Consider the following 19757-nt stretch of genomic DNA (forward strand, 5'->3'; position numbering starts at 1 on the left):
CCTCGCCTGAAGCGGGCGATGACGGTGGAGATTCCAATATTCGCAAACCGGCAGGGCCGCGGCGCGTTCACGCCGCAGCCCTGCCGGAGGGATCATGCCTTATGAGCCGACGGCGCGAGCAGCGCGCGGTGGATCAGCCCGCCGAAGATGCCGCCGGCGATCGGCGCAACCCAGAACAGCCAGAGCTGCTGCAGCGCCCAGCCACCGGCGACCAGCGCAGGGCCGGTCGATCGTGCCGGGTTGACCGAGGTGTTGGTGACGGGAATCGAGATCAGGTGAATGAGCGTCAGCCCGAGACCGATGGCGATCGGCGCAAAGGCCGACGCGGCACGGCTCTCGGTCGAGCCGAGGATGATCAGAAGGAACATGGCGGTGAGGATGAATTCGATCAGGAGCGCCGAGGTCATTCCGTATTTCCCGGGCGAGTGTTCGCCGTAGCCGTTCGACGCGAAGCCGCCGGCAAGGGAGAAAGTCGAGTTGTCGGATGCGATCAGATAGAGCGCTGCGGCCGCCGCGCTTGCCCCGATCACCTGGGCGGCGACATAGGGAAGGAATTCGCCCCAGGAGAAGCGACCGGCCGCGGCCAGCCCCGCCGAGACGGCAGGATTGAAATGCCCGCCCGAGATCGGGCCGAAGGCGAAGGCGCCGGTGAGGACGGTCAGCCCGAACGCCAGCGCGACGCCGGCGAAACCGATGCCGAGATTGTCGGGAAAGGCCGCAGCGAGAATGGCGCTGCCGCAGCCGCCGAAAGTCAGCCAGAAGGTGCCGATGAATTCGGCGGCAAGTTTCTTGGGAAGATCGCTCATGTGATGGTCCTCTGCTCAGGTCGGGAGAAGGAGCGTTACGGGGGGCGGTCGGTACGGCAAACGCGCAAACTAGTGTCCTGTCTCCGAATTACCGCTCCATTTGCCTCATGCTCGCACGGTAATTCGGAGACATAAGGACACTAGCAAAATCAAAGTGCTAGTGTGGCTTATGTCTCGCAATTGCCTACGAGAGACTGGCCGCAAAGGCGGTAGGCAATTGCGAGACGCCACACTAGGCTCGCGCCTTTCGATGACGCGCAAGGATGCCGACATCCGACAATTCGCGCGAGACATGTCAGCTGCGGCGGGTGGCGGCGAATCGCATCGCGATGTTGTTCCGCGGTGGCGGCGATCGTCAACGACCTAAACCATCGCTGACGACGACGTTGTCGGAAAGAGCATAAGGTCTTGTCTCATGAGGCATGCAAAATGCGACGCGAGCGCCGAAATGCGGTCGCAGGCGCGGCACGCGCAACCAAGCATTAAGCAAGCTGCAGCACCTTCGCGCGATACGTCGAGTGAGGTGTCATGTTTCGAAGCGTGGTTTTGGGAGCGTTTGTTGCGGGTGTCGTTGTCAGTCAGTCAGTGCGCGGATATGCGGCGGAGCCGTCGTCATCGGGGTGGACGATCACGCTGAAGGCCAACGCCGGAATGTCGCCGGCATGGGAGGGATCCAACAGCCTGTCGCCGTATCTGGTGCCGGGGCTGGGGATCCGTCGCGCCGGAACCCCGCAGGCGTTCTCGGCGCCGGATGACTCGCCGAGCTTTGCGCTGCTCGACGTCGGCTGGCTGAAGGCGGGCCCGGCGGGCCGCCTCAAGGGGCCTCGCAAGGCGAGCGACCATGCCGAACTGCGCGGTATCCACGACATCGATTGGACGCTCGAAGCGGGCGGCTTCGCCGAGTTCTGGCCGATCGAGAAGTTTCGCCTGCGGGTCGAAGCGCGTCACGGCTTTCTCGGCCACCATGGTAACGTCGTCGATGTCTCCGCCGACTGGATCGAACGCCGCGGGCCCTGGACCGTATCGTTCGGGCCGAGAATGTCGGCCGGCGATACTCGCTATATGGATCAGGTCTTCGGCGTGACGGCGCAGGATGCGCTGATCAACGGCAGTCTGCCGGCCTATCGGGCCGGAGGAGGGATGAAGTCGGCCGGCGTTTCCGGCGCAATCAGCTACGAGTGGTCGAAGGCATGGACGACGACGATCTACGCCGATTATCGCCGCCTCGTCGGTTCGGCGGGCGCCAGTCCGATCACCGCCGGGCTCGGCTCGCGCGACCAGTTCACGTTCGGAGCAATCGCCGCCTATTCGTTCGACTGGCCGGGTTTATAGTGTGGCTTATGTCTCGCGATTGCCTACGAGAGACTGGCCGCAAAGGCGGCAGGCAATTGCGAGACGCCACGCTAGTGTCCCGTCTCCGAATGACCGCTTCGTTTGCCTCACCCTCGCACGGTCATTCGGAGACGTCGGGACACTAGTGTCCTGTTTCCAACGTTCGTATCCCATTGCAGCAGGCGCTCATACGAACGTTGGAAACAAGGGGACACTAGCATCATTATGATTCTAGTGTGGTTTTGGATCTGACGCTCGTTCGAAGAACTCGCTGCATTACTGAAACGAGCGTCAGATCCACCACACTAGCAAAATCAAAAAGCTAGTGTGGCTTATGTCTCGCAATTGCCTACAGGGGCTTGCCGCAAAGGGCATAGGCAATTGCGAGACGCCACACTAGTTGCAGATCGGCGCCGATGCCGGCGCAGGATCGTTGTCGAAAACGGCGCGATGCGCCGCGCGACGATGGAAGCTGCGACTGCGGACAACACTCGTGTGACCGGAAACAAGACAGCGGAACCGGCGTGGCGCATCGATTGACGGCAGGTCGCGTGCACGGACGAATCCGGTCGCGACAGATTGCCGGCAAAGCGGGGCTGCGTCATGGCTGAAGATCGCATGACCAAAGAGGTTGCTCACCGCGAAGGGATCGGCTGACGGAAGAGACCATGGCTCATGGACCCGGCCCGGCGGCGGAGACGTTTGACGAGTACATGGCGCGGTGCCCGAGAGATTGCCGTTCGCGTCTCGGTGTGCTGCTGCCGTCGGTCGACCCGCGCGGGCACGATATGCCGGCGGTGAGGCTTGTCGGCTTCTTCACGGCCCTGATGACGCTGCTCGGCTGGCTCGAGCAGCGTCATGGGTTCGCGGTCGACGCGGCGCTGGTCCGACGCTACTGCGATCTGAAAGTGCTGTCCGATGCGGTCGACTTCGCCGTCGTTTCGGACGCCGACGGGGCGTTGTCGGTCATCGGAGCCGGCGACTTGAGCGAGTTTCGAACCGCGGCGTACCGCATGCGCATGTACTTGATTGCGCTTCGCGGCTGGAGAGTGCCGGATGGTCCGCTGCGCGCCGGCGGCAGACAAATCGCAACCGGAACGGCCGGCCGTCCTGCGTTCGCCGTCGCGGCGGAAGAACACCGGCAGGTCGCCGAATGGGTGTTGCGCGATCTCGACGAGAAGCGGAAGCGCGGCGATGACAGCATCATCGCAATCGTCGAGCCTTGAAACGCGCCCCGGCGAAAGGATGCATGCGTGCGATCGAGGTCGGCGGCGCGGCGTTCGCCGCCGATTTCAGCAGCTTGCCGGATCGGATGTGTGCATATCGCAGGGCGAGCGGTTGGAGCCGGGCGGTCTGCGACAAGACCGAGGCATTGTCGGAACAAGACGCCGATCCGCTTCCGGGCGATACTCAACCGTTGCCCCCCCCAACTGCTCATCCGCCGACCAGCTTCGGCAGGATGAGGGGCGACGTTGGTCCACCAAGCCCCCTTGGTTGACCAGGGTCCCGGTCCACGCATCAGCGCCCAACCCCGATGCGTGACCGGGACCCCCAGTCGCGCATCTCGCGGGATCGCGATCCCTGCTCTGTCTGGTGGCCCGCACCGCCTGCGCCCGTGCCGCTCGTGTCACTTCGCCGACGCCTCGCTGAAGAAGCCGTCGTCCTCCTTGATTGCCGCAAGGAGCTGGGCGTCCTGATCGTAGACATCGTCCCGGAACTGTACCGTCTGGTTTCCATCCATCCAGGCCGTGAGATAGACCCAGGCGACAGGCACCTTCTTCGTCAGCCGGATCTCCTGCTGACGGCCTTCCGCGATGCCTGCATCGATGCTCGCACGGCTCCAGCGAGGCTGATCGTCGAGCAGCCAGGCGGCGAGCTCGCGCACGTCATCGACCCGCGCACAGCCGTGCGAATCAAAGCGGTAATCCTTTTCGAACAGGTTTCGCCGGTCGGTGTCGTGCATGTAGACGGCTTGGGCGTTGGGCATCTCGATCTTGACCGAGCCGAGCGCGTTCCAGCTGCCCGGCTCCTGTCGAACGGTCAAGCTGGAGATGGATTCGCTGGACCAGTCGATCGTCGTCGGGTCGAGCGGCTTGTTGTTGCGGTCGAACACCCTCATGTGCAGCCGGTCGAGATAGTCTCGATCCCGGGACATCTTTTGCGAGATTTCGTTGCGGACGATGGAAGCCGGAACAGTCCAGTTCGGGTTCAGCTTGACCGATGTGATGCTGGCGACGAGTGTCGGCGAGGGCTTGTCGGTCTTGCCGACGATGACGCGGTAGCGGCGGACGACCTTGCCATCGGCGATCGCCTCGGCGACGGCTGCCGGGATGTTGACGACGACATAACGCGGGCCGAATCCAAATCCCAGCAATCCGAGGCGCGCTCTGGAAGCTTCGAGCTGCTGCAGCCGCCGCGTCGCAGGTACGTTCAGCGCTTTGCGGGTCTGGGGCCCGAGTCGGCCGGTCGGCGTCAACCCGTGCCGGATCTGGAAGCGTCTGACCGCGGCTTCTACACCGGCATCGAAAGGGCCGGATCCAGCCTGCGGGAGATCGCCCGTCATGGCGAGCCGTTCGCGCAGCTGCTTGTCGTAGGGGGTTGGCTGGCCCGGAGCGAACTGGGCGTCTGCCGGCAGTGTCGGCCAGCCTCCTCGGCCGACGACGCCTCGGTAGAAGTCTACTGCCGTTCGCAGGCGCTCCGCGGTACCGGCATCCAGGGCAGGCTCGTCACCGGGCAGCGGAGCCGCAGCTCGAGTCGCCGACGCGCCCTGCGCGGCGGCATGGGTCCCGACATGGGTGTCAACGGCTGGCGGCGCTCCTGTCGCGACGATTTGCGTCGTCGTCGTGGGGCGATCCGGAGCGGCGGCGCGGGCCGGTGCGGCCAGTCCTGCATAAGCGGTAACCGTCGGGATCAGAAGGACGATGGTGAAGGCGGCGCGACCTGACATTGTTGGCCGATGTTGGAGCGGTTCGTCGACGCGCCAACGGCAGCGTCGCTCGATGAGAGATGGCATCGCTTGGTTAACGGCAGGTGGATGTCGGGCTCGCAACGGCGGCAAATGGCGTAAAGCAGGTGGTCAGCGGCAGAAACCGCCGGCCGATATGCGATCTCAGACATGGATCGCGCGCGTCGGGACATGATGCGACATTCGCAAGCGGCGTCAGGTCAACGGCAGAGGATCGCGGTGTCTTCGCGCCTAGTGTCCTGTCTCCGAATGACCGCTTCATTTGCCTCACCCTCGCACGGTCATTCGGAGCGGGACACTAGTGTGGCGTCTCGCAATTGCCTACCGCCTTTGCGGCCAGGCTCTCGTAGGCAATTGCGAGACATAAGCCACACTAGCGCGTCACGCACGAGGCCGACGGCGCAAGAGAGCCTCGCGCCGTCGTGCCGGATCGGGCGGGACGGGAGGCCCGTCCGCCCGCGCCGGAGCGCAAATTCAGGTCTTCAGGTCGTCTGGCAATTTTCCGCCATTCTCGGCGAGCTTGGCCATGACCTGCTTGTGCAGCCACACGTTCATCTTGGCGGAGTCGTCGGTGTCGCCGTCATAGTTCAGCTCGTGTGCGAGCTGCTTGCGGGCCGCGAGGCTGGAGTCGAGGTTCAGGGCCTTCATCAGATCGACGATCGATTGACGCCAAAGAAGGTGGTCCTTCTGCGCTGCCACGGCGCGGTCGAGGACCGCCGCGACGTCGACGCCGCCTGCAGGCACGGTTGCCGGGGCAGCAGTTGTCGTCGGGGTGGTGGTGGCGCCGGTCGAGGCGGCCTGAGCGCTGCCGCCGAAGATGGCGCTTACGATCTTGCCCAAGATGCTCATAGTGTCTCCTGTTTCATGGCCGATGTCCGAGAGCAGGTCTCTTTCCACGGCGTTGCGGACCGCGAGGGGATCGTCGCGGCGATGGGCCTACGGGCGAGTGGCTGGTTGTCACGCCTGTTCCCATCGGGGCCAAGCGTTGTACAGGGGGCGCGCGGATGCTTTAACAACGAGGACCGGTCGTTGTCCGGGACAGCATGGCTGCGCGGCGTCTCGCAATTGCCGCCCCCTCAGCCCAACCGGCTGAGGGGGCGGTCATGCGAGGATGTTGGTCTGATGGGATGTCCGGTTGCGGCCCTGTGCGCTTCCTGAAGCAGCTCGACGGCGGAGTCGACGATCGAGAGGCGCAGAGGCGGTCGACGGCCCAGTCCAAGTGTCGGCACCGGAGTCGTCGTGACGATGCCTCGCCGCGTCAGGGTGCGGATGTACACCGAGACGTTTGCCCGGCCGGCATCGAGCAGATCCGCTATTCGCGTCAGGTAGGGCGTTTCGCCCGCCATATTCATCGCATGGATGATCAGGACGAGCGCGCCGAGCCGGGCGCGACGGGCCGACGTGTCGCTGGGGAAGCGAGAGGCGTTGATCAGCGTGAACAGTTCGACGGCAAGCTCGTCGGCCGGAACCGCGTGATCTGCCGGCGGGGTTGCGATGAGCAGATGCCGTCCGGTCTCCCGGACATGAGCGGCGGCAAGGGCGTTGACCGCGTCGGGAGCGATCGACAGGCGGTACGCGCGCCCCAGGCTGTTGCGGCCGGAGCCCGCAACACGGAGGAGCGCGCCCCGACCGTGCAGGTCCCGTGCGAGAGACTCGATGACGCTCTTGTTGGATGCGAGGCGTTCGGCGAGGATCGCCGCCGTTGCCTCCTCGCCGTTCCTGACCATCTGATTGATCTGTGCGATCAGCGAGATCTGGCGTGCCCTGCGGATACCGGTGTCGCCGTCGAACCGCGAGGTGATCAGCGCCCAGATGAGCTCGCGGAGGGCTGCGGGAGTGAGCGGTTCCGGAGCCGCGGGTGGCTGCAGTTGAGCAGGGACAGGTATCGGGCCGTTCAGATTCCGCAGAGCAAAGCTGATCAGGAGCCCGGCGACTTCCGGAAGGCGCTGGCGAAGTCCGTGGACCAGAAGCTTCAAGTCCGCCTGCACGTCCTGTGGAACCAGTGCACTGACATGAATGAGCCCGGGAGCGTCGCCCTCCCGTGTTTGGGAACGATCGCGTGGTCTCATCCGGGCGTGCACCTGTGACGGGAGAGGTCAGCCAGGCGGACGGCCTGCGCTGCGCTGGTGAAAGTGGTTGCTGCCGGACGGTCGATCTCTGCAATCCAGCTGCAGGTGGGGCCGCCAACTTCAACCGGCCTGTGCCGCAATCCGAAGGAGCCCGACTGCCTGTCACGCTAGACTCTCCGGGGCGGACTGAATTGCTCCAGCGGGACTGACCAATTGTCCCTGAAGGACCATGCAGGCCTACGGCGGTGGCGGAACCGGAAGAAACAGCGGGCGCGAGCGCTTTGGCTGGAATCGCGACTGGAGCTGACGATTTCAAATTCGCGTCACGAGCACTCGACCGAACAATGAATCTGCCGAACTCGACAACGGTAAATCGTGCAAATTTGAAAGATTCATATCAGTTCCGGGATGATGTGGCTCGATCGGTGGGATCGTCTAGTTTCGCCTCCGTGTTCAACGGAGATTGCTCGCATGTCGTTGCTCTACGAAAAGTCATCGGTCCTGGTGGTCGATGACGATCAGACCTTTGCGGCGGCGGTCGCCTTCCTGCTTCGACGGATCGGCTTCGGCCTCGTCAAGATCAGGAATGACGCCGAGTCCGCCTGGTCTGAATTGGCGGAAACGCCAGTTGATCTGGTCATTTCCGACTGGAACATGGAACCGCTCGATGGCTATCAGCTGCTGACGATGGTGCGGGCAAGCCGTCGCTTTGCGTCGGTTGGCTTCATCATGATGACGGCGAATACGTCGGAGCAGTACCCACGCCAGGCGATCCAGGCCGGGGCGTCCTATTTCCTCGGAAAGCCGTTCCAGATGGCGGCGCTGAAGCACGCCGTGGACGCCACCCTGTGCGCGCCGCCGCTGTCGCGCCGATACGCTCAGCCGCGGCTCGATGGCGTATTCGGCCGGCGGCCGGATGGGGCCTGATGAGTCGATCGCCGCCAAAATGCCGCAATGCCATCGAGGACAAGGCGACGGCTGTCTGAAACAAGATATTTCGTCACCGAACGCCTATTCGTCGAAGTCAAAACGAGTCGTGTCGAGGGGAATGGCGCCGATGACGAACGCATGGTCGCGCGAATCGCTGCCGTCCGGGACAGCGAAGGAGGCGTGACCGCCTTGTCGAGAAGCGCCGCCATCATCGGAGGGCTGTGGGTCTTCCTCGCGCTCGGACCATCGGCATCGCCGGCCGCGGCCGGTTCGCCACAACTCGACTCCCAGTACGCCGACCCCGCCATCAATCGCGACGTCTTCAAGGAGGGCGCGGTGCGCCGGAGCGAAGCAAGCTTCGGCAACTGGCGCATGGTATGCGACGAAGTGACCGCGGAGCGTCGGCGCTTCTGCAGTCTGTTCGGATCCGGGCAGAGCGCGGACGGCAAGGCGATGGGAGCCATCGTGGTGACGACCACCCGCGAAGGCCGGCCTGCCGCGATGCTCCACCTTCCCTATGGCGTGGCTCTTCGCTCGGGGCTCACGATTACCGCGAAGCCGGGCGCTGCCGCGGCCGGTGCGCGCCGCGACAAGAATAACCGCCCGACCAAGCTCGTCTTCGTTCTGTGCGACGCCCAGGGCTGCATGACGCTGTGGCCGCTCACGGCGCCTCAACTCATGGCCTTGACGAGCGGTGGAGCCTTGATCGTGCAGTTCAGGACGATGATGGTGGCGAACCTGGCGGGGCCGACGCCTATGCTGGCCGGCGCCGCCGACCGGCAGATCGCGATTTCCGGCGTGGGCTTCTCGGAGGCGGTCAACGCGTCGCTCGCCAATCCGTAGAGGGAATGACCGACGGTGGCTGCGCCGGTCGACGACAGCATGCAGGTGGCGCGTGGCATTGGCCGGCCTGTTGCTGACGGGCCAGGCGCTCGCCGCCGTTCCGAGCGAGCGACGCGGCAAGGCTCCTGCGCGAGCCAAGTGCGCGAGGTGTCACGCCATCGATCGGGTATCGTCGAGCGGACGCGCCGGCGCACCGCCGTTTCGGGAACGCCGTCATCGCTTTCCGATCGAAATGCTCGCGGAAGCGCTGGCCGAAGGCCTGTATACAGGACACGCGGAGATGCCGTCCTTCCAGCTCAATTCCAATCAGATCGACGATTTTCTCGTCTTTCTGAAGACGCTCGCGTAAATCGCCTCCGCCCCGGTCGTCGATGAGCCGGCGACGATATGCGGGTCGGTCCGATGGAGCGGATGCGGCGAAGCGAGCCACCGGATTATGCCTCGGCTGTGCACTCGCGAGGCATTAAATTCCAACATTCGCTTTCCTTTTGGAAATGCGCGGTCGCGAATGCTCGGATCGAAGAACCGCACTAGTGTGGCGTCTCGCAATTGCCTACGCCCTTTGCGGCAAGCCTCTCATAGGCAATTGCGAGACATAAGCCACACTGGCACTTTGATCTTGCTAGTGTCCCGATGTCTCCGAATGACCGTGCGAGGGTGAGGCAAACGAAGCGGTCATTCGGAGACGGGACACTAGTGTGGCGTCTCGCAATTGCCTACGCCCTTTGCGGCAAGCCTGTCATAGGCAATTGCGAGACATAAGCCACACTAGCTTTTTGATCTTGCTAGTGTCCCGATGTCTCCGAATGACCGTGCGAGGGTGAGGCAAACGAAGCGGTAATTCGGAGACGGGACACTAGTGCGGTGGATCTGACGCTCGTATCAGTATTGCAGCGAACTCTTCATACGAGCGTCAGATCCAAAACCGCACTAGAATTATAATGATGCTAGTGTGGCGTCTCGCAATTGCCTACCGCCTTCGCGGCAACCCTCTCGTAGGCAATTGCGAGACATAGGCCACACTAGCACTTTGATTTTGCTAGTGTCCCTATGTCTCCGAATGACCGTGCGAGCGTGAGGCAAACGAAGCGGTAATTCGGAGACGGGACACTAGTATCTCTTTTGCTCTGACGTTCGTATGAGTGCTCGCTGCTAGAACCTGGGACACGAGAGCGTTTTTCCGCGAAGAAAATGCGTCAAAACAAAAAAGAGATTGCGCTCCGCTTCCATCGGAGCGGAGAAGGCTCCAGCAATATCAATTTCCGGTGGAATTATGATCTTGAGACTCGCTCACGAGCCCGCATGCAAGCGCGGCGCGAATGGCAAATCCGCTCCATCAACTCGGTCGTCGCTAAATTACTCTTAGAGGTTGTGACTTCCGCGGTTCATCCGAGACAAGGTGTTTGGAAGACAGCGTTACGCCGGGAGTTACAGCGGCAATGTTTTGGATGAAATCCCAACATTTGACATCGGCTGGAAGCCGGAATGCTTCGGGAGCACCCTGCAACCGAGATGGAACTCAGCTCGTCGAGGTTCCATGAATTTGCGTCGCGATTGCGGCGAATATCGGTCTATTTCCGGTCGTTTCTGTGTGAGACGCCGATGAGCGGCGCGAATTGCGGGAAGTGAGGTTGCCGACGTGAACGCCGACAACCGACCGCGTGCCATCATCTGGACAGGCAAAATAATTCCGACGATCTCTTCGGAATCATCTGGAGGTTACCTGGGCGCATAGTCGCCCTGTGAGGTAACCGTTACGACGCTGCGCAGATCGAGAAACACGGCTCCCCTTGATGTCTAGGAGCGCACGGCATCAGCCCGTTCGCCCAACGGCGGGGGAAGAACGATGAACCTTCTGGACGAAGTGATTTCCGATCGGGCGCTTGAGCCCCAGTCGTCTCGTGGCCTGTCTAAACTCGCGACAGCCCCGGTGACTGCAACCGACGGCGTTTCGACCTTGACATGCGATGCCGCCGAAGAGGGAAATATCGTGTGGGCGTGGGGAACCGCCGGCTATTTGAGGGAACTGGGGCGGAAGACGTCGACGCCGATGGTCTGGGCAGTCTTCGAGGGCAGCGGCAGCGCTTGTTACGTCTCGAACTCGCTTCAAGGCGTCCTGGCGCCCAGGATGCAGTCCCGGTACAACGGTGTCGAGGACGAGAAATTCGTCTGCGTCGCTGTGCCGTGCCGGTCGTTCTACCGCAGCGTGGACGATACCCCACATCGAATCGATGCCGAAAACAAGTCGTGGAGGTCGATCGAGCTGCTCGGGCTGATGGCGAACTACGCCATCGGTGAGTTGATGGCTCCATCGGAGTCCGTCAAGAAGTCGGCAGCACCCAATCTGGTTGGCAAGGTCCTGACGCGCGCCGCGGTTCCATTGTTGGCCGCCACCTGTGACGAACTGTGTGATCGGCTCGAGTCACATCGCATTCCGGGCGCCAAAGGCCGCCATCTGAGACTGCTCCTCCAGATCGTCCGGGAGCGGTTTCGCGATCCGTCGTTCTCGCTCCGGCGGCTGAGCGCCCTGTCCGGACTGAGCAACCGCTATGTCAACGCGATATTTCAGGAAAGCGGCGCCTCGTTCTCGGAGCGGATATTGGATGCGCGGCTTCGATGGGCTTACCAGGAGTTGAGGTACAGCCCGCATACCGGTCGCAGAATCGGCAAAATCGCCTACGATGCGGGCTTCACGGATCAGCCGTACTTCAACCGCGCCTTCAAGCGCCGTTTCGGCATGAGCCCGCGCGAGGTTCTTCGCCAGTTCGAACTCAAGGCCGAGTCCGAGGATGCCGGAGCGACGGGCCTCTACCAGCCGACTCACTAGTGTGGTGGATCTGACGCTCGTTTCAGTATTGCAGCGAGTTCTTCGAACGAGCGTCAGATCCAAAACCACACTAGAATCATAATGATGCTAGTGTCCCCTTGTTTCCAACGTTCGTATGAGCGCCCGCTGCAATGGGATACGAACGTTGGAAACGGGACACTAGTGTGGCGTCTCGCAATTGCCTACCGCCTTCGCGGCAACCCTCTCGTAGGCAATTGCGAGACATAAGCCACACTAGGTCGGCTCGGGAACCGAAGCTGTCGCCTGTATCCATTCGGTGTGCAGCCGGATAGCGGTGCTGTTCGGCGGATCACGCGTATCCAAAGCAGATTTCCTTAACGCGCATGCCAAGTCATGTGACTTTGGTCATGCTGCCTCGTGACCTTATTCAGGTCTAACGCGCCAAAAACTCTGTTCTATGGAGGGACCATCTGACGCCTAAGCGCGTACCGAAAGAATTGAGCCCCGCGAATGCGGTCACGGACAATGCTTGTGTCTGGAGGCGCATGCGAACGTTGTCGTGAACGGGCGACATTCCGTCGTCGTCGCATGTTCGGCTTCCGCCGAGAGGTGACCGGTACGAAGCGCATGGCCGACGGTTACACGTCATCGGTCTTGGAGCTCGAAGCGCATGCTTGAATATCGGTCGGGATCTGGCGCGGGGAGGGAACCGGCGGAACCTTCGGAGCATTCCTGCGAAGCCGCAACACCGGCCGGTCCCGGCAGACAGGAGATCGAGGCTCAGCTATCGCGTCTTCTGGAGGATGCCGACTTTCGCAAGAGCAGGGCGGCATCGCAGTTCTTGAGATACATCGTCGAGGAAACCCTGAACGGCCGGCCGGAACGGCTGAAGAGCTACACCATTGCGACCCTGGCGCTGGGACGGGGCAACGATTTCGATCCTCAGATCAGCTCGGTCGTCCGCGTCCAGGCCAAGCGCCTTCGAACGCTCCTGAATAATTATTATCTCGGCCGCGGCGCCGAGGACAGTGTGCGCATCGAGCTTCCGGTCGGAGCGTATCAGCCCGTGTTCCGATATGCGCCGACCGCGTCCGATCTCGAAGATGCGCATGCGCTCTCGCAGACGGCGATCCCGGAGTCGAACACCCGCCTGCGGTCGCCCTTGATTCTCGTCCTTGCGATCGCCGGCATCGTGCTGCTCGGCGCCGAAGTCGCCCTTCGAACGGTTCCGGCACTGCATGATTTGACCTTCGGAAGGCCGCAGACCGTGGCGGCCATCCGCCCGTTGCCGGTGCTCGTGGTGGAGGCGCCGGTCCAGCCGGCGACGCCATCGGATGAAATTGTCGGTGTTGCGGCCGCCTACCTGGAAAGCTCATTGAGCCGGTTTGATCATCTCGTCGTGAGAGCCGGCGTCGACACGAAGCAGGATGACGAAGCGGATTATTCGATCTCTCTCGCGTCCTATCGAAAGGCGGAGGCCGGAAATGCGGTGAGCTATGTGCGCTTTCGCCTGGTCAATGCAAAGGCCCGCGAGGTGATCTGGTCGCGAACCATGCGGTTGGACGACCGTGCCGAGATCAGGGAGATCGTGAACCTCGTGGCAGCGGAGCTCGGTGACCTTGCAGGAGGCGCTGTCATGGCCGATCTTCGACAGCGTGGACCACTCAACCAGATTGCGCTGCAGTGGGCCTGCAAGCTGGATTCGCTCGAATATATCGTCAACAACACCGGTGCTGCGCATGACAGGTCGCGGACATGCACCGGGAGCGAGTTTGCGCGCAATGGAGACGTCCATGCCGGCATCCTGCTGTCCTGGATCCGGCTCCGGGATTTCATCGACGGCTATGCTGGCGACAGCGTGGCCGGGATCCTCGAACAAGTGGGGCAGATCGCGGCAACGGTTGCAGCCACAGCCGCTTCCGCCGACAACCGATCGCTGCTGACGTTCCTCAATCAGTTTTACGGGCACGATCCGGAGGAGGCGCTGGCCATGTCAGCGCAGCTGCTCGAGAGCAATCCCAACTCCAGTCTCATCGTTGCGAGCGTGGCGGTGGCCAATATTTCACGCGGGCGCTACCGGGAAGGGATGTCGCTGCTGTCACGCGTGGATACGTTGATCGGGCGCAACCTCGGCTTCACGATGCCATACAAGGCAGTTGCCGCATACATGCGTGGGGACAATGCGGCCGCCGAGCGGATCGCCTTTCGCCCGACGAATGCTCCCTTTGCGCTCGATCTTTTGATGCGCACCGTGCTCTGCGCGGAGAAGGGCGATGACTCCTGCGCCCGCGCTTCCACCGACAAGCTTCGTCGGGACTATCCTGGCTTCGCCGGGAATATCCCCGCGGCCCTGGATCGCCACAGATTGTCCGGAGAAATCAAGGAGAAAATCCTGCAGAGTCTCGGCAGGATGGGCGACGACCAATGGGACGTGGAGGTGCGCCCAAGGTCCAGATCGGCTTGGTCACCGGGAGGGGGGCGGAGCTGTGAGACGAGGCCGGATGGGCATCAGTTGCCAGGCGGGCTCAGTCAGCTCATAGATCCGGGCAATGCCGGATCTCGTTTCGTCCTCCAGGCGAATGTTGCGCAGTCTGCAATCTTGTGGAAGATACAATGATCCTAGTGTGGCGTCTCGCAATTGCCTACCGCCTTCGCGGCAACCCTCTCGTAGGCAATTGCGAGACATAAGCCACTCTAGCACTTTGATTTTGCTAGTGTCCCTATGTCTCCGAATGACCGTGCGAGTGCGAGGCAAACGTAGCGCTAATTCGGAGACGGGACACTAGTGTCCCGTTTCCAGCGTTCGTACCCCATTGCAGCAGGCGCTTCTACGAACGTTGGAACCAAAGGGACACTGGCATCAATATGATTCTAGTGCGGTTTTGGATCTGACGCGCGTATGAAGAACTTGCTGCAATGCTGAAACGAGCGTCAGATCCACCGCACTAGTGTCCCGTTTCCAAACGTTCGTATGTCTCGGCACCGGTGCAGTGGATTTGATATTCGTGACCGGCCTGGACGCGGGGCTCGTGAAACAAAGGTCAGGCCGGCCTCCACCAGAAGATTGATGTTGCTAAGTGGTCCTTTAATTCTAACATTCGCAATGATGCCAGCTGCAACGGGATGCCATGTTACTCCCGGCGGGTATTGAGGCATGTGGCGTCGACCGACAGTTGATTGACCGATGATTGATTTGAACGAGGAATTGCTCGGCTCAGCCGAAATCGATGTGATCGGGCTCGCCATCATCGAGGCCGACAGGGTTGTCAGTCGGAAGTTCGGACCTTTGACGGAGTGGCTACCGTCGATCGGCAAGGATTGCTGCAGCTGCATTCCGCTCGCCGGGATGGAGCTGGAGCTGGCGTCCCTGGCGAAGGGACGCAGGCGGAACATAGCGCTGCCGGGCATTCGGGGAGCATCTCTCGGCCTCGCCGATCCGGTCACGGTGGTGATCATCTGGATCGCGGCCAAGTCCCACTACCTGCTGATCGTCACGCCCGATTTCGCGGCGCTGCAAGTGGAGCGGCTGCTCGGCAGCGAGCGGCGGGCCCGCCGGCTGATCGAACAGCAGCTCGAGGCGGCGAGCGTGGAGGTGCGATTTGCCTCGCTGGCCCGAGAGCGCCTGCGGCTGGCGCGGGATCTCCACGATACCCTGGTGCATTCGGTGGTCGGATTGCTGATGCAGATTCGGCTGACCCGGCACTTCCACAAGGCCGATCCCGGATCGGTGGCGAGCCGTTTGGCCGCCGCCGAGGAGGCCGCCGTTACCGGTCTGGCGCGCGCCCGTCAGGCGATCGCCCGTTTGCGGCTGCCCAATGAGCGGGTCCAGGTCCTGGGTCTTGAGGCGATAGCCACCGAATTCGCCAGGCGAAGCGAGATCGAGGTGCAGATCGACGTTGACGACAGCCTGCGCGAGGGGATCGCCCGGCATGGCACGACGATCGACCGGGTCGCCACCGAAGCGTTCAGGAATATCGAGCATCATTCAGGTGCAAGGCGAGTCTGGATTCGGGCGAGCGGGGACTGTACCTCCGGCGCGTTCGAGATCGAGATCCGCGACGATGGTCGCGGATTTGATGTCGCATCGCGGGCGCCGGACCACTATGGGTTGATCGGAATGAAGGAGTTCGCGGAGCTGGTTGGAGGGCGCTGTTCCGTCGAGAGCTGGCCCGGAGAAGGGACATCCGTGCGGCTGTCGCTGCCAGTTGCTGAATCGGGATATTCCGGCGGTGAACTGTAGAGAGACGTCGGGAAGTTTGAGTGCCGCCCGTTTCGGAATCGATCGGCGGGAGCGGCTCTTTGAGCCCTTGGCATCACCTCGTCGCTCGCTTGACCGAAGGAGACTGGAACCGATATTCCGCCCAGCCGGCGTTGCGAAGGAGACCTGTGTGTGACGAGCCCTGAGAGGGTGCGAGTTCTCATTGCGGACGATCAGCCGATCATTCGGGACGGCCTTGGCATCCTGCTGGAGCAGCAAGATCCTCTCTTCGAGGTCGTTGCTCGGGCGCCCGATGGAGAGCGCGCCGTGCAACTCGCGCGACAATATCGCCCGGACGTCGTTTTGATGGATCTGGAGATGCCCCGCGTTCATGGCGTCCTCGCCACCCGGAGGATCCTGCAGGAGCTTCCGGACACGAAAGTCATCGTTCTGACCACTTTCGCTTCTGACGATCTCATTTTCGAGGCCATTAGCGCCGGGGCCAGTGCCTATATCCTCAAGGAAAGCCCGGTGCATGAGATTGCCAGGACGGTCAGGGCCGTCCTGGACGGTCAGGCGCAGCTCTCGCCGGCGATCGCCATGCGAATTCTGGAGGAGTTCAAGCGTCTGCGACGCGCCGGTCCTCAACTTGGCCCGTCACGGCGCGCAGAGCTCAGCGAGCGCGAGAACGAGGTTCTCACGCTGATTGTCGAAGGCAAAAGCAACGCCGAAATCGGCCAGGAACTCAGGCTCGCCGAAGGAACGGTCAAGAATTACGTCAGCGTGATTCTGAGCAAGTGCCAAGTCAAGAATCGAGCAGCCCTCATCGTCAAATCGGTGACGCAGTAACATCCAGCACCGGCTCGGCCTGAGCGGCTGCCTCTCACCGGCGCACCCTCCGGCTGTTTGCGCGTATTGCGGTCATCAAGAATTATATTCTCGCAATAATTGTATTCGCCTGTCGGAATCGCTCCGCGGTACGACGACTTGATTTTGCTGCATGCTCACGGAACGAAATATGAAATGAATGTCGGATTGAATTAATCAATCGCGCCGCTGCTTCCGTTCGAAGAGTGGTTCACTTATCATTTCGGTTAGTGTATCGCGCCGCAGCAAGGTGATCGCTGCCGGCAGGTGGGCTGCCGAAAGATCAAGGGCAGAGCGAGGGACGTTGAAGCGAATGAAAAGTAGCACCGGAAATCTGGCCAAAGCGGGAAGAAGTGGCGATCGGAACGCGCGGTCCGACTCGATGGCGGACGTCTCTGACGCGCGGGTTCAGGACGTTTCGGCAATTGATCAGATCCGCGATCTTCTGTTCGGCGGTACCCAGCGCTCGCTCGAGAAGGATCTGTCGGAGCTGCGCGATGAAATGCGTGGTTCTGTTGCGCAGCTGCGGACGGATCTCTTCGAGAAGATCACGGCCCTCGAAACCAGGCTGTCGAACCTCGAGCTTGAAACCGAACGCAGGCGGCTCAAATCCATGAGGGACGTCGGGGCGGCGATCTCTCAGATCGGAACTTTCTTAAGCCAGTTGGATAGCGCGGAAGCCAACTGACATGATGCCTGCCGTGGAAAACGGCGAGTTCGATCGGCTCAAGATGCTGCTCTTTCGTCAGGAGAGGGAGCATCTCACGTCTCTGCAGGCGGACATCGCGTCTCTTCAACAATATGTCGGCAATGCCGCACGCCTCGAGCAGGCGACCGCCGAAATCCTGATCGGCGCATTCAGGAACGCGGAAATCGAACGGCCGCGCGAACTTGCTGCCGCCGTGGCGCCCTTGATCCTGTCTTCGATTCGAAGCGAGATCAGAAATTCTCGCGACCTGATGGTCGACGCGCTTTATCCGATTACGGGGCGCCTCGTCAGGGCGGCCGTCGCGAATGCCTTCAAGGAGATGATCGCCGTCGTCGAGCGGCGCATCGGCGCGATGACGTCCGTCGATCTGTGGATCTCCCAAGTCAGGTCTTTGCTGACAGGACGTCCGGTCAGCGAGCACATCGTCGCTGAAAGCAGCCGGCCGAAAGTCCTGCGACTGATGGTGATCGAACGGGGCAGTGGGCGCCTGGTCGCGGACTGGAGGCCCAGTGACGCCCCGATCGAACGGGCCGATCTGCTGAGCGCGATGATCGCGGCCATCATGGAGTTCTCGGTCCAGGCGCTTGCCGGCGAGGGAACTCTTCAAGCCTTGGATTTCGGCGGCCGTGAAATCGTCCTGCGGTCCTCGCCGCGAACGATCCTTGCCGCGGAATTCGCCGGCGTCATGCGTCCGGCCGACGATGCCAAGATCAGCTCTCTCTTCTTCGACCTGGTCGAAAATATCGATCAAGGAAAGCCGAGCGGTCGTGCAGCACTTGCGGCACTGGCGAGCGCGGTCGAACTGTCTCTTGGCCGGCGAGCTTCCAGCCGTCGAGGCCGGATGGTGCTGATCGGCCTGCTGGCCCTTTGCGGTCTGGGCACGGTCTGGCTCGGAACCTTTTTTGCGCAACGAATGATGATCGAGCGCAGGACGACGGCCGAGTTCATCCGTTTGGCCGCGAACGAGCCGACACTGACCGGGTTCCCGCTGCGATTGAAGTTCGATCATCAAAGCGGGAGCGTCTTTGTTTCCGGTATCGCGCCCGATCGGACGAGTCTCGATCCCGTCATCAAGGGGCTTGCAGCCGTCGCCGCGCCATATCAGGTCGTCACACAAATAGGAGATCTTCGAAGATTGCAGGAGTTCGCGGCGCAACGCTCCTTATCCGACCTCCTGCACAAGTCGGCAGCAATCGAGATGGAGTTCAGCAACTTGCGTGAGCGACTGGCAGGCGAGGAGAGAACGCGAGAACAGCAGGTCACGGAGTTGCGATCTGCAGTAAGCGGCCCGGTTGAGCGATTGGAACGCTTTATACGGTCGACTGCCATTTTCTTCAGCAACGGGGAGGAGTTCTTTGATCACGGTCGGGCTGTTCGTGACGCCCGGGATCTGGCAGAAATCCTGGCGGGCAATGAATTGACGGTCCGGATCGTCGGCCACGCCGACGAGACCGGCTCCGCCGCCGGCAACAAAGAGCTCGGCCGGCGCAGAGCGGAGAAGGTCGTGGAACTACTCAAGTCCATGGGAGTGGATCCTGCGCGGCTCGCGGTGGTGTCGCGATCGTCCTCGGTGCCGATTATGGATCAGGCCGGAGCGATGCTCGGGGGAAACCGCCGTGTCACGTTCGAGAACGTCTTTCGCGACGAGATGCGGCGCTGATGCTGACGGCAAAAGTCATGCTTCTTGGCGACATGGGCGTCGGAAAGACGTCGATCATGTATCGCCTCGTCTTTGATCGGTTTGAGGGCCAATACAAAACGACGCTCGGGGTCGAGATCTTGACCCATGATGTCATGCTCGACGTGGGGGGCGAGCGCGAGCTCGTACGGATCGTCTTTTGGGATACCGACGGTGACTTCGGCACCCAGATCTTCGACACGGTATATGTGACCGGTGCCACCGCGGCCATCATCGTGTCCGACGGGACGCGGCCGCAAACGGTCACGCGCATGATCGAGCTTGCGGCGAGTTTCGAGGCGAGGTTTCCAGGTCGCCCCTACCGAGCGGTGATCAACAAGGCCGATCTGCTCGCCGCCGACTGCAAAAACATCGGCATCGCCGATCGCTCGCACGTCGACCTTGTAAGCGCGAAGACCGGCACCGGTGTTGCCGTGAGCATCGCGGAACTCGCGGCAGCGCTTCACCGCAGGTCGCTCTAGTGTCCTGTCTTCGAATTACCGCTCCATTTGCCTCACCCTCGCACGGTCATTCGCAGACATCGGGACACTAGCAAAATCAAAGTGCTAGTG

The 19757-nt window shown here is 61.9% G+C and carries 16 protein-coding genes; 12 read left to right on the forward strand and 4 right to left on the reverse strand.

Annotation, left to right across the window (positions count from 1 at the left end; genetic code table 11):
- Positions 1–92: 92 nt before the first annotated feature.
- Positions 93–806, reverse strand: coding sequence for an aquaporin Z (gene aqpZ, locus DB459_RS15385; protein ID WP_253706124.1), 714 nt, complete (start codon positions 804–806; stop codon positions 93–95).
- A gap of 651 nt (positions 807–1457) precedes the next feature.
- Here aqpZ and DB459_RS15390 point away from each other — a divergent pair.
- A complete protein-coding gene (locus tag DB459_RS15390) occupies positions 1458–2138 on the forward strand; it encodes a MipA/OmpV family protein (RefSeq protein ID WP_253706125.1) in 681 nt (226 codons plus the stop codon).
- 827 nt (positions 2139–2965) lie between these two features.
- On the forward strand, positions 2966–3364 hold the full coding sequence (locus DB459_RS15395) for a hypothetical protein (protein WP_253706126.1): 399 nt from the start codon (positions 2966–2968) through the stop codon (positions 3362–3364).
- Positions 3365–3765: 401 nt separating this feature from the next.
- Here DB459_RS15395 and DB459_RS15400 read toward each other — a convergent pair whose 3' ends face one another.
- The 3 genes from DB459_RS15400 to DB459_RS15410 all read right to left on the reverse strand — a co-directional run bounded on the left by DB459_RS15400 (position 3766) and on the right by DB459_RS15410 (position 7079).
- Entirely contained in the window at positions 3766–5196 is a 1431-nt protein-coding gene (locus DB459_RS15400; RefSeq protein ID WP_253706127.1) for a murein L,D-transpeptidase, read from the reverse strand.
- A gap of 381 nt (positions 5197–5577) precedes the next feature.
- Positions 5578–5952, reverse strand: a complete 375-nt coding sequence (locus DB459_RS15405) for a DUF3597 domain-containing protein (RefSeq protein ID WP_253706128.1) — start codon at positions 5950–5952, stop codon at positions 5578–5580.
- A 227-nt stretch (positions 5953–6179) separates the two neighbouring features.
- Entirely contained in the window at positions 6180–7079 is a 900-nt protein-coding gene (locus DB459_RS15410) for a hypothetical protein (RefSeq protein ID WP_253706129.1), read from the reverse strand.
- A gap of 501 nt (positions 7080–7580) precedes the next feature.
- On the opposite strand from DB459_RS15410, the gene DB459_RS15415 reads away from it, so the two are divergent.
- The 10 genes from DB459_RS15415 to DB459_RS15460 all read left to right on the forward strand — a co-directional run bounded on the left by DB459_RS15415 (position 7581) and on the right by DB459_RS15460 (position 19667).
- Complete coding sequence (locus DB459_RS15415) at positions 7581–8099, forward strand: response regulator (RefSeq protein ID WP_253706130.1); 519 nt, start codon at positions 7581–7583, stop codon at positions 8097–8099.
- 192 nt (positions 8100–8291) lie between these two features.
- On the forward strand, positions 8292–8945 hold the full coding sequence (locus DB459_RS15420; protein WP_253706131.1) for an invasion associated locus B family protein: 654 nt from the start codon (positions 8292–8294) through the stop codon (positions 8943–8945).
- 52 nt (positions 8946–8997) lie between these two features.
- Entirely contained in the window at positions 8998–9294 is a 297-nt protein-coding gene (locus tag DB459_RS15425; RefSeq protein WP_253706132.1) for a cytochrome c, read from the forward strand.
- Between the two features lie 1497 nt (positions 9295–10791).
- Positions 10792–11772, forward strand: coding sequence for an AraC family transcriptional regulator (locus DB459_RS15430; protein ID WP_253706133.1), 981 nt, complete (start codon positions 10792–10794; stop codon positions 11770–11772).
- A 631-nt stretch (positions 11773–12403) separates the two neighbouring features.
- Positions 12404–14350 (forward strand): hypothetical protein, encoded by a 1947-nt coding sequence (locus DB459_RS15435; RefSeq protein WP_253706134.1) that lies wholly within the window; start codon positions 12404–12406, stop codon positions 14348–14350.
- 612 nt (positions 14351–14962) lie between these two features.
- Positions 14963–15973 carry a sensor histidine kinase gene (locus DB459_RS15440; RefSeq protein ID WP_253706135.1) on the forward strand — a complete coding sequence of 337 codons (1011 nt, stop codon included), beginning with the start codon at positions 14963–14965 and terminating at the stop codon, positions 15971–15973.
- 150 nt (positions 15974–16123) lie between these two features.
- On the forward strand, positions 16124–16780 hold the full coding sequence (locus DB459_RS15445) for a response regulator transcription factor (RefSeq protein WP_253706136.1): 657 nt from the start codon (positions 16124–16126) through the stop codon (positions 16778–16780).
- Positions 16781–17111: 331 nt separating this feature from the next.
- A complete protein-coding gene (locus tag DB459_RS15450) occupies positions 17112–17486 on the forward strand; it encodes a hypothetical protein (protein ID WP_253706137.1) in 375 nt (124 codons plus the stop codon).
- A gap of 1 nt (position 17487) precedes the next feature.
- A complete protein-coding gene (locus DB459_RS15455; protein ID WP_253706138.1) occupies positions 17488–19167 on the forward strand; it encodes an OmpA family protein in 1680 nt (559 codons plus the stop codon).
- A complete protein-coding gene (locus tag DB459_RS15460; protein ID WP_253706139.1) occupies positions 19167–19667 on the forward strand; it encodes a Rab family GTPase in 501 nt (166 codons plus the stop codon). The genes DB459_RS15455 and DB459_RS15460 overlap by 1 nt, the downstream gene beginning before the upstream one ends.
- Positions 19668–19757 lie beyond the last annotated feature (90 nt).

The sequence above is a fragment of the Bradyrhizobium sp. WD16 genome (assembly GCF_024181725.1).
Lineage (GTDB): Bacteria > Pseudomonadota > Alphaproteobacteria > Rhizobiales > Xanthobacteraceae > Bradyrhizobium_A.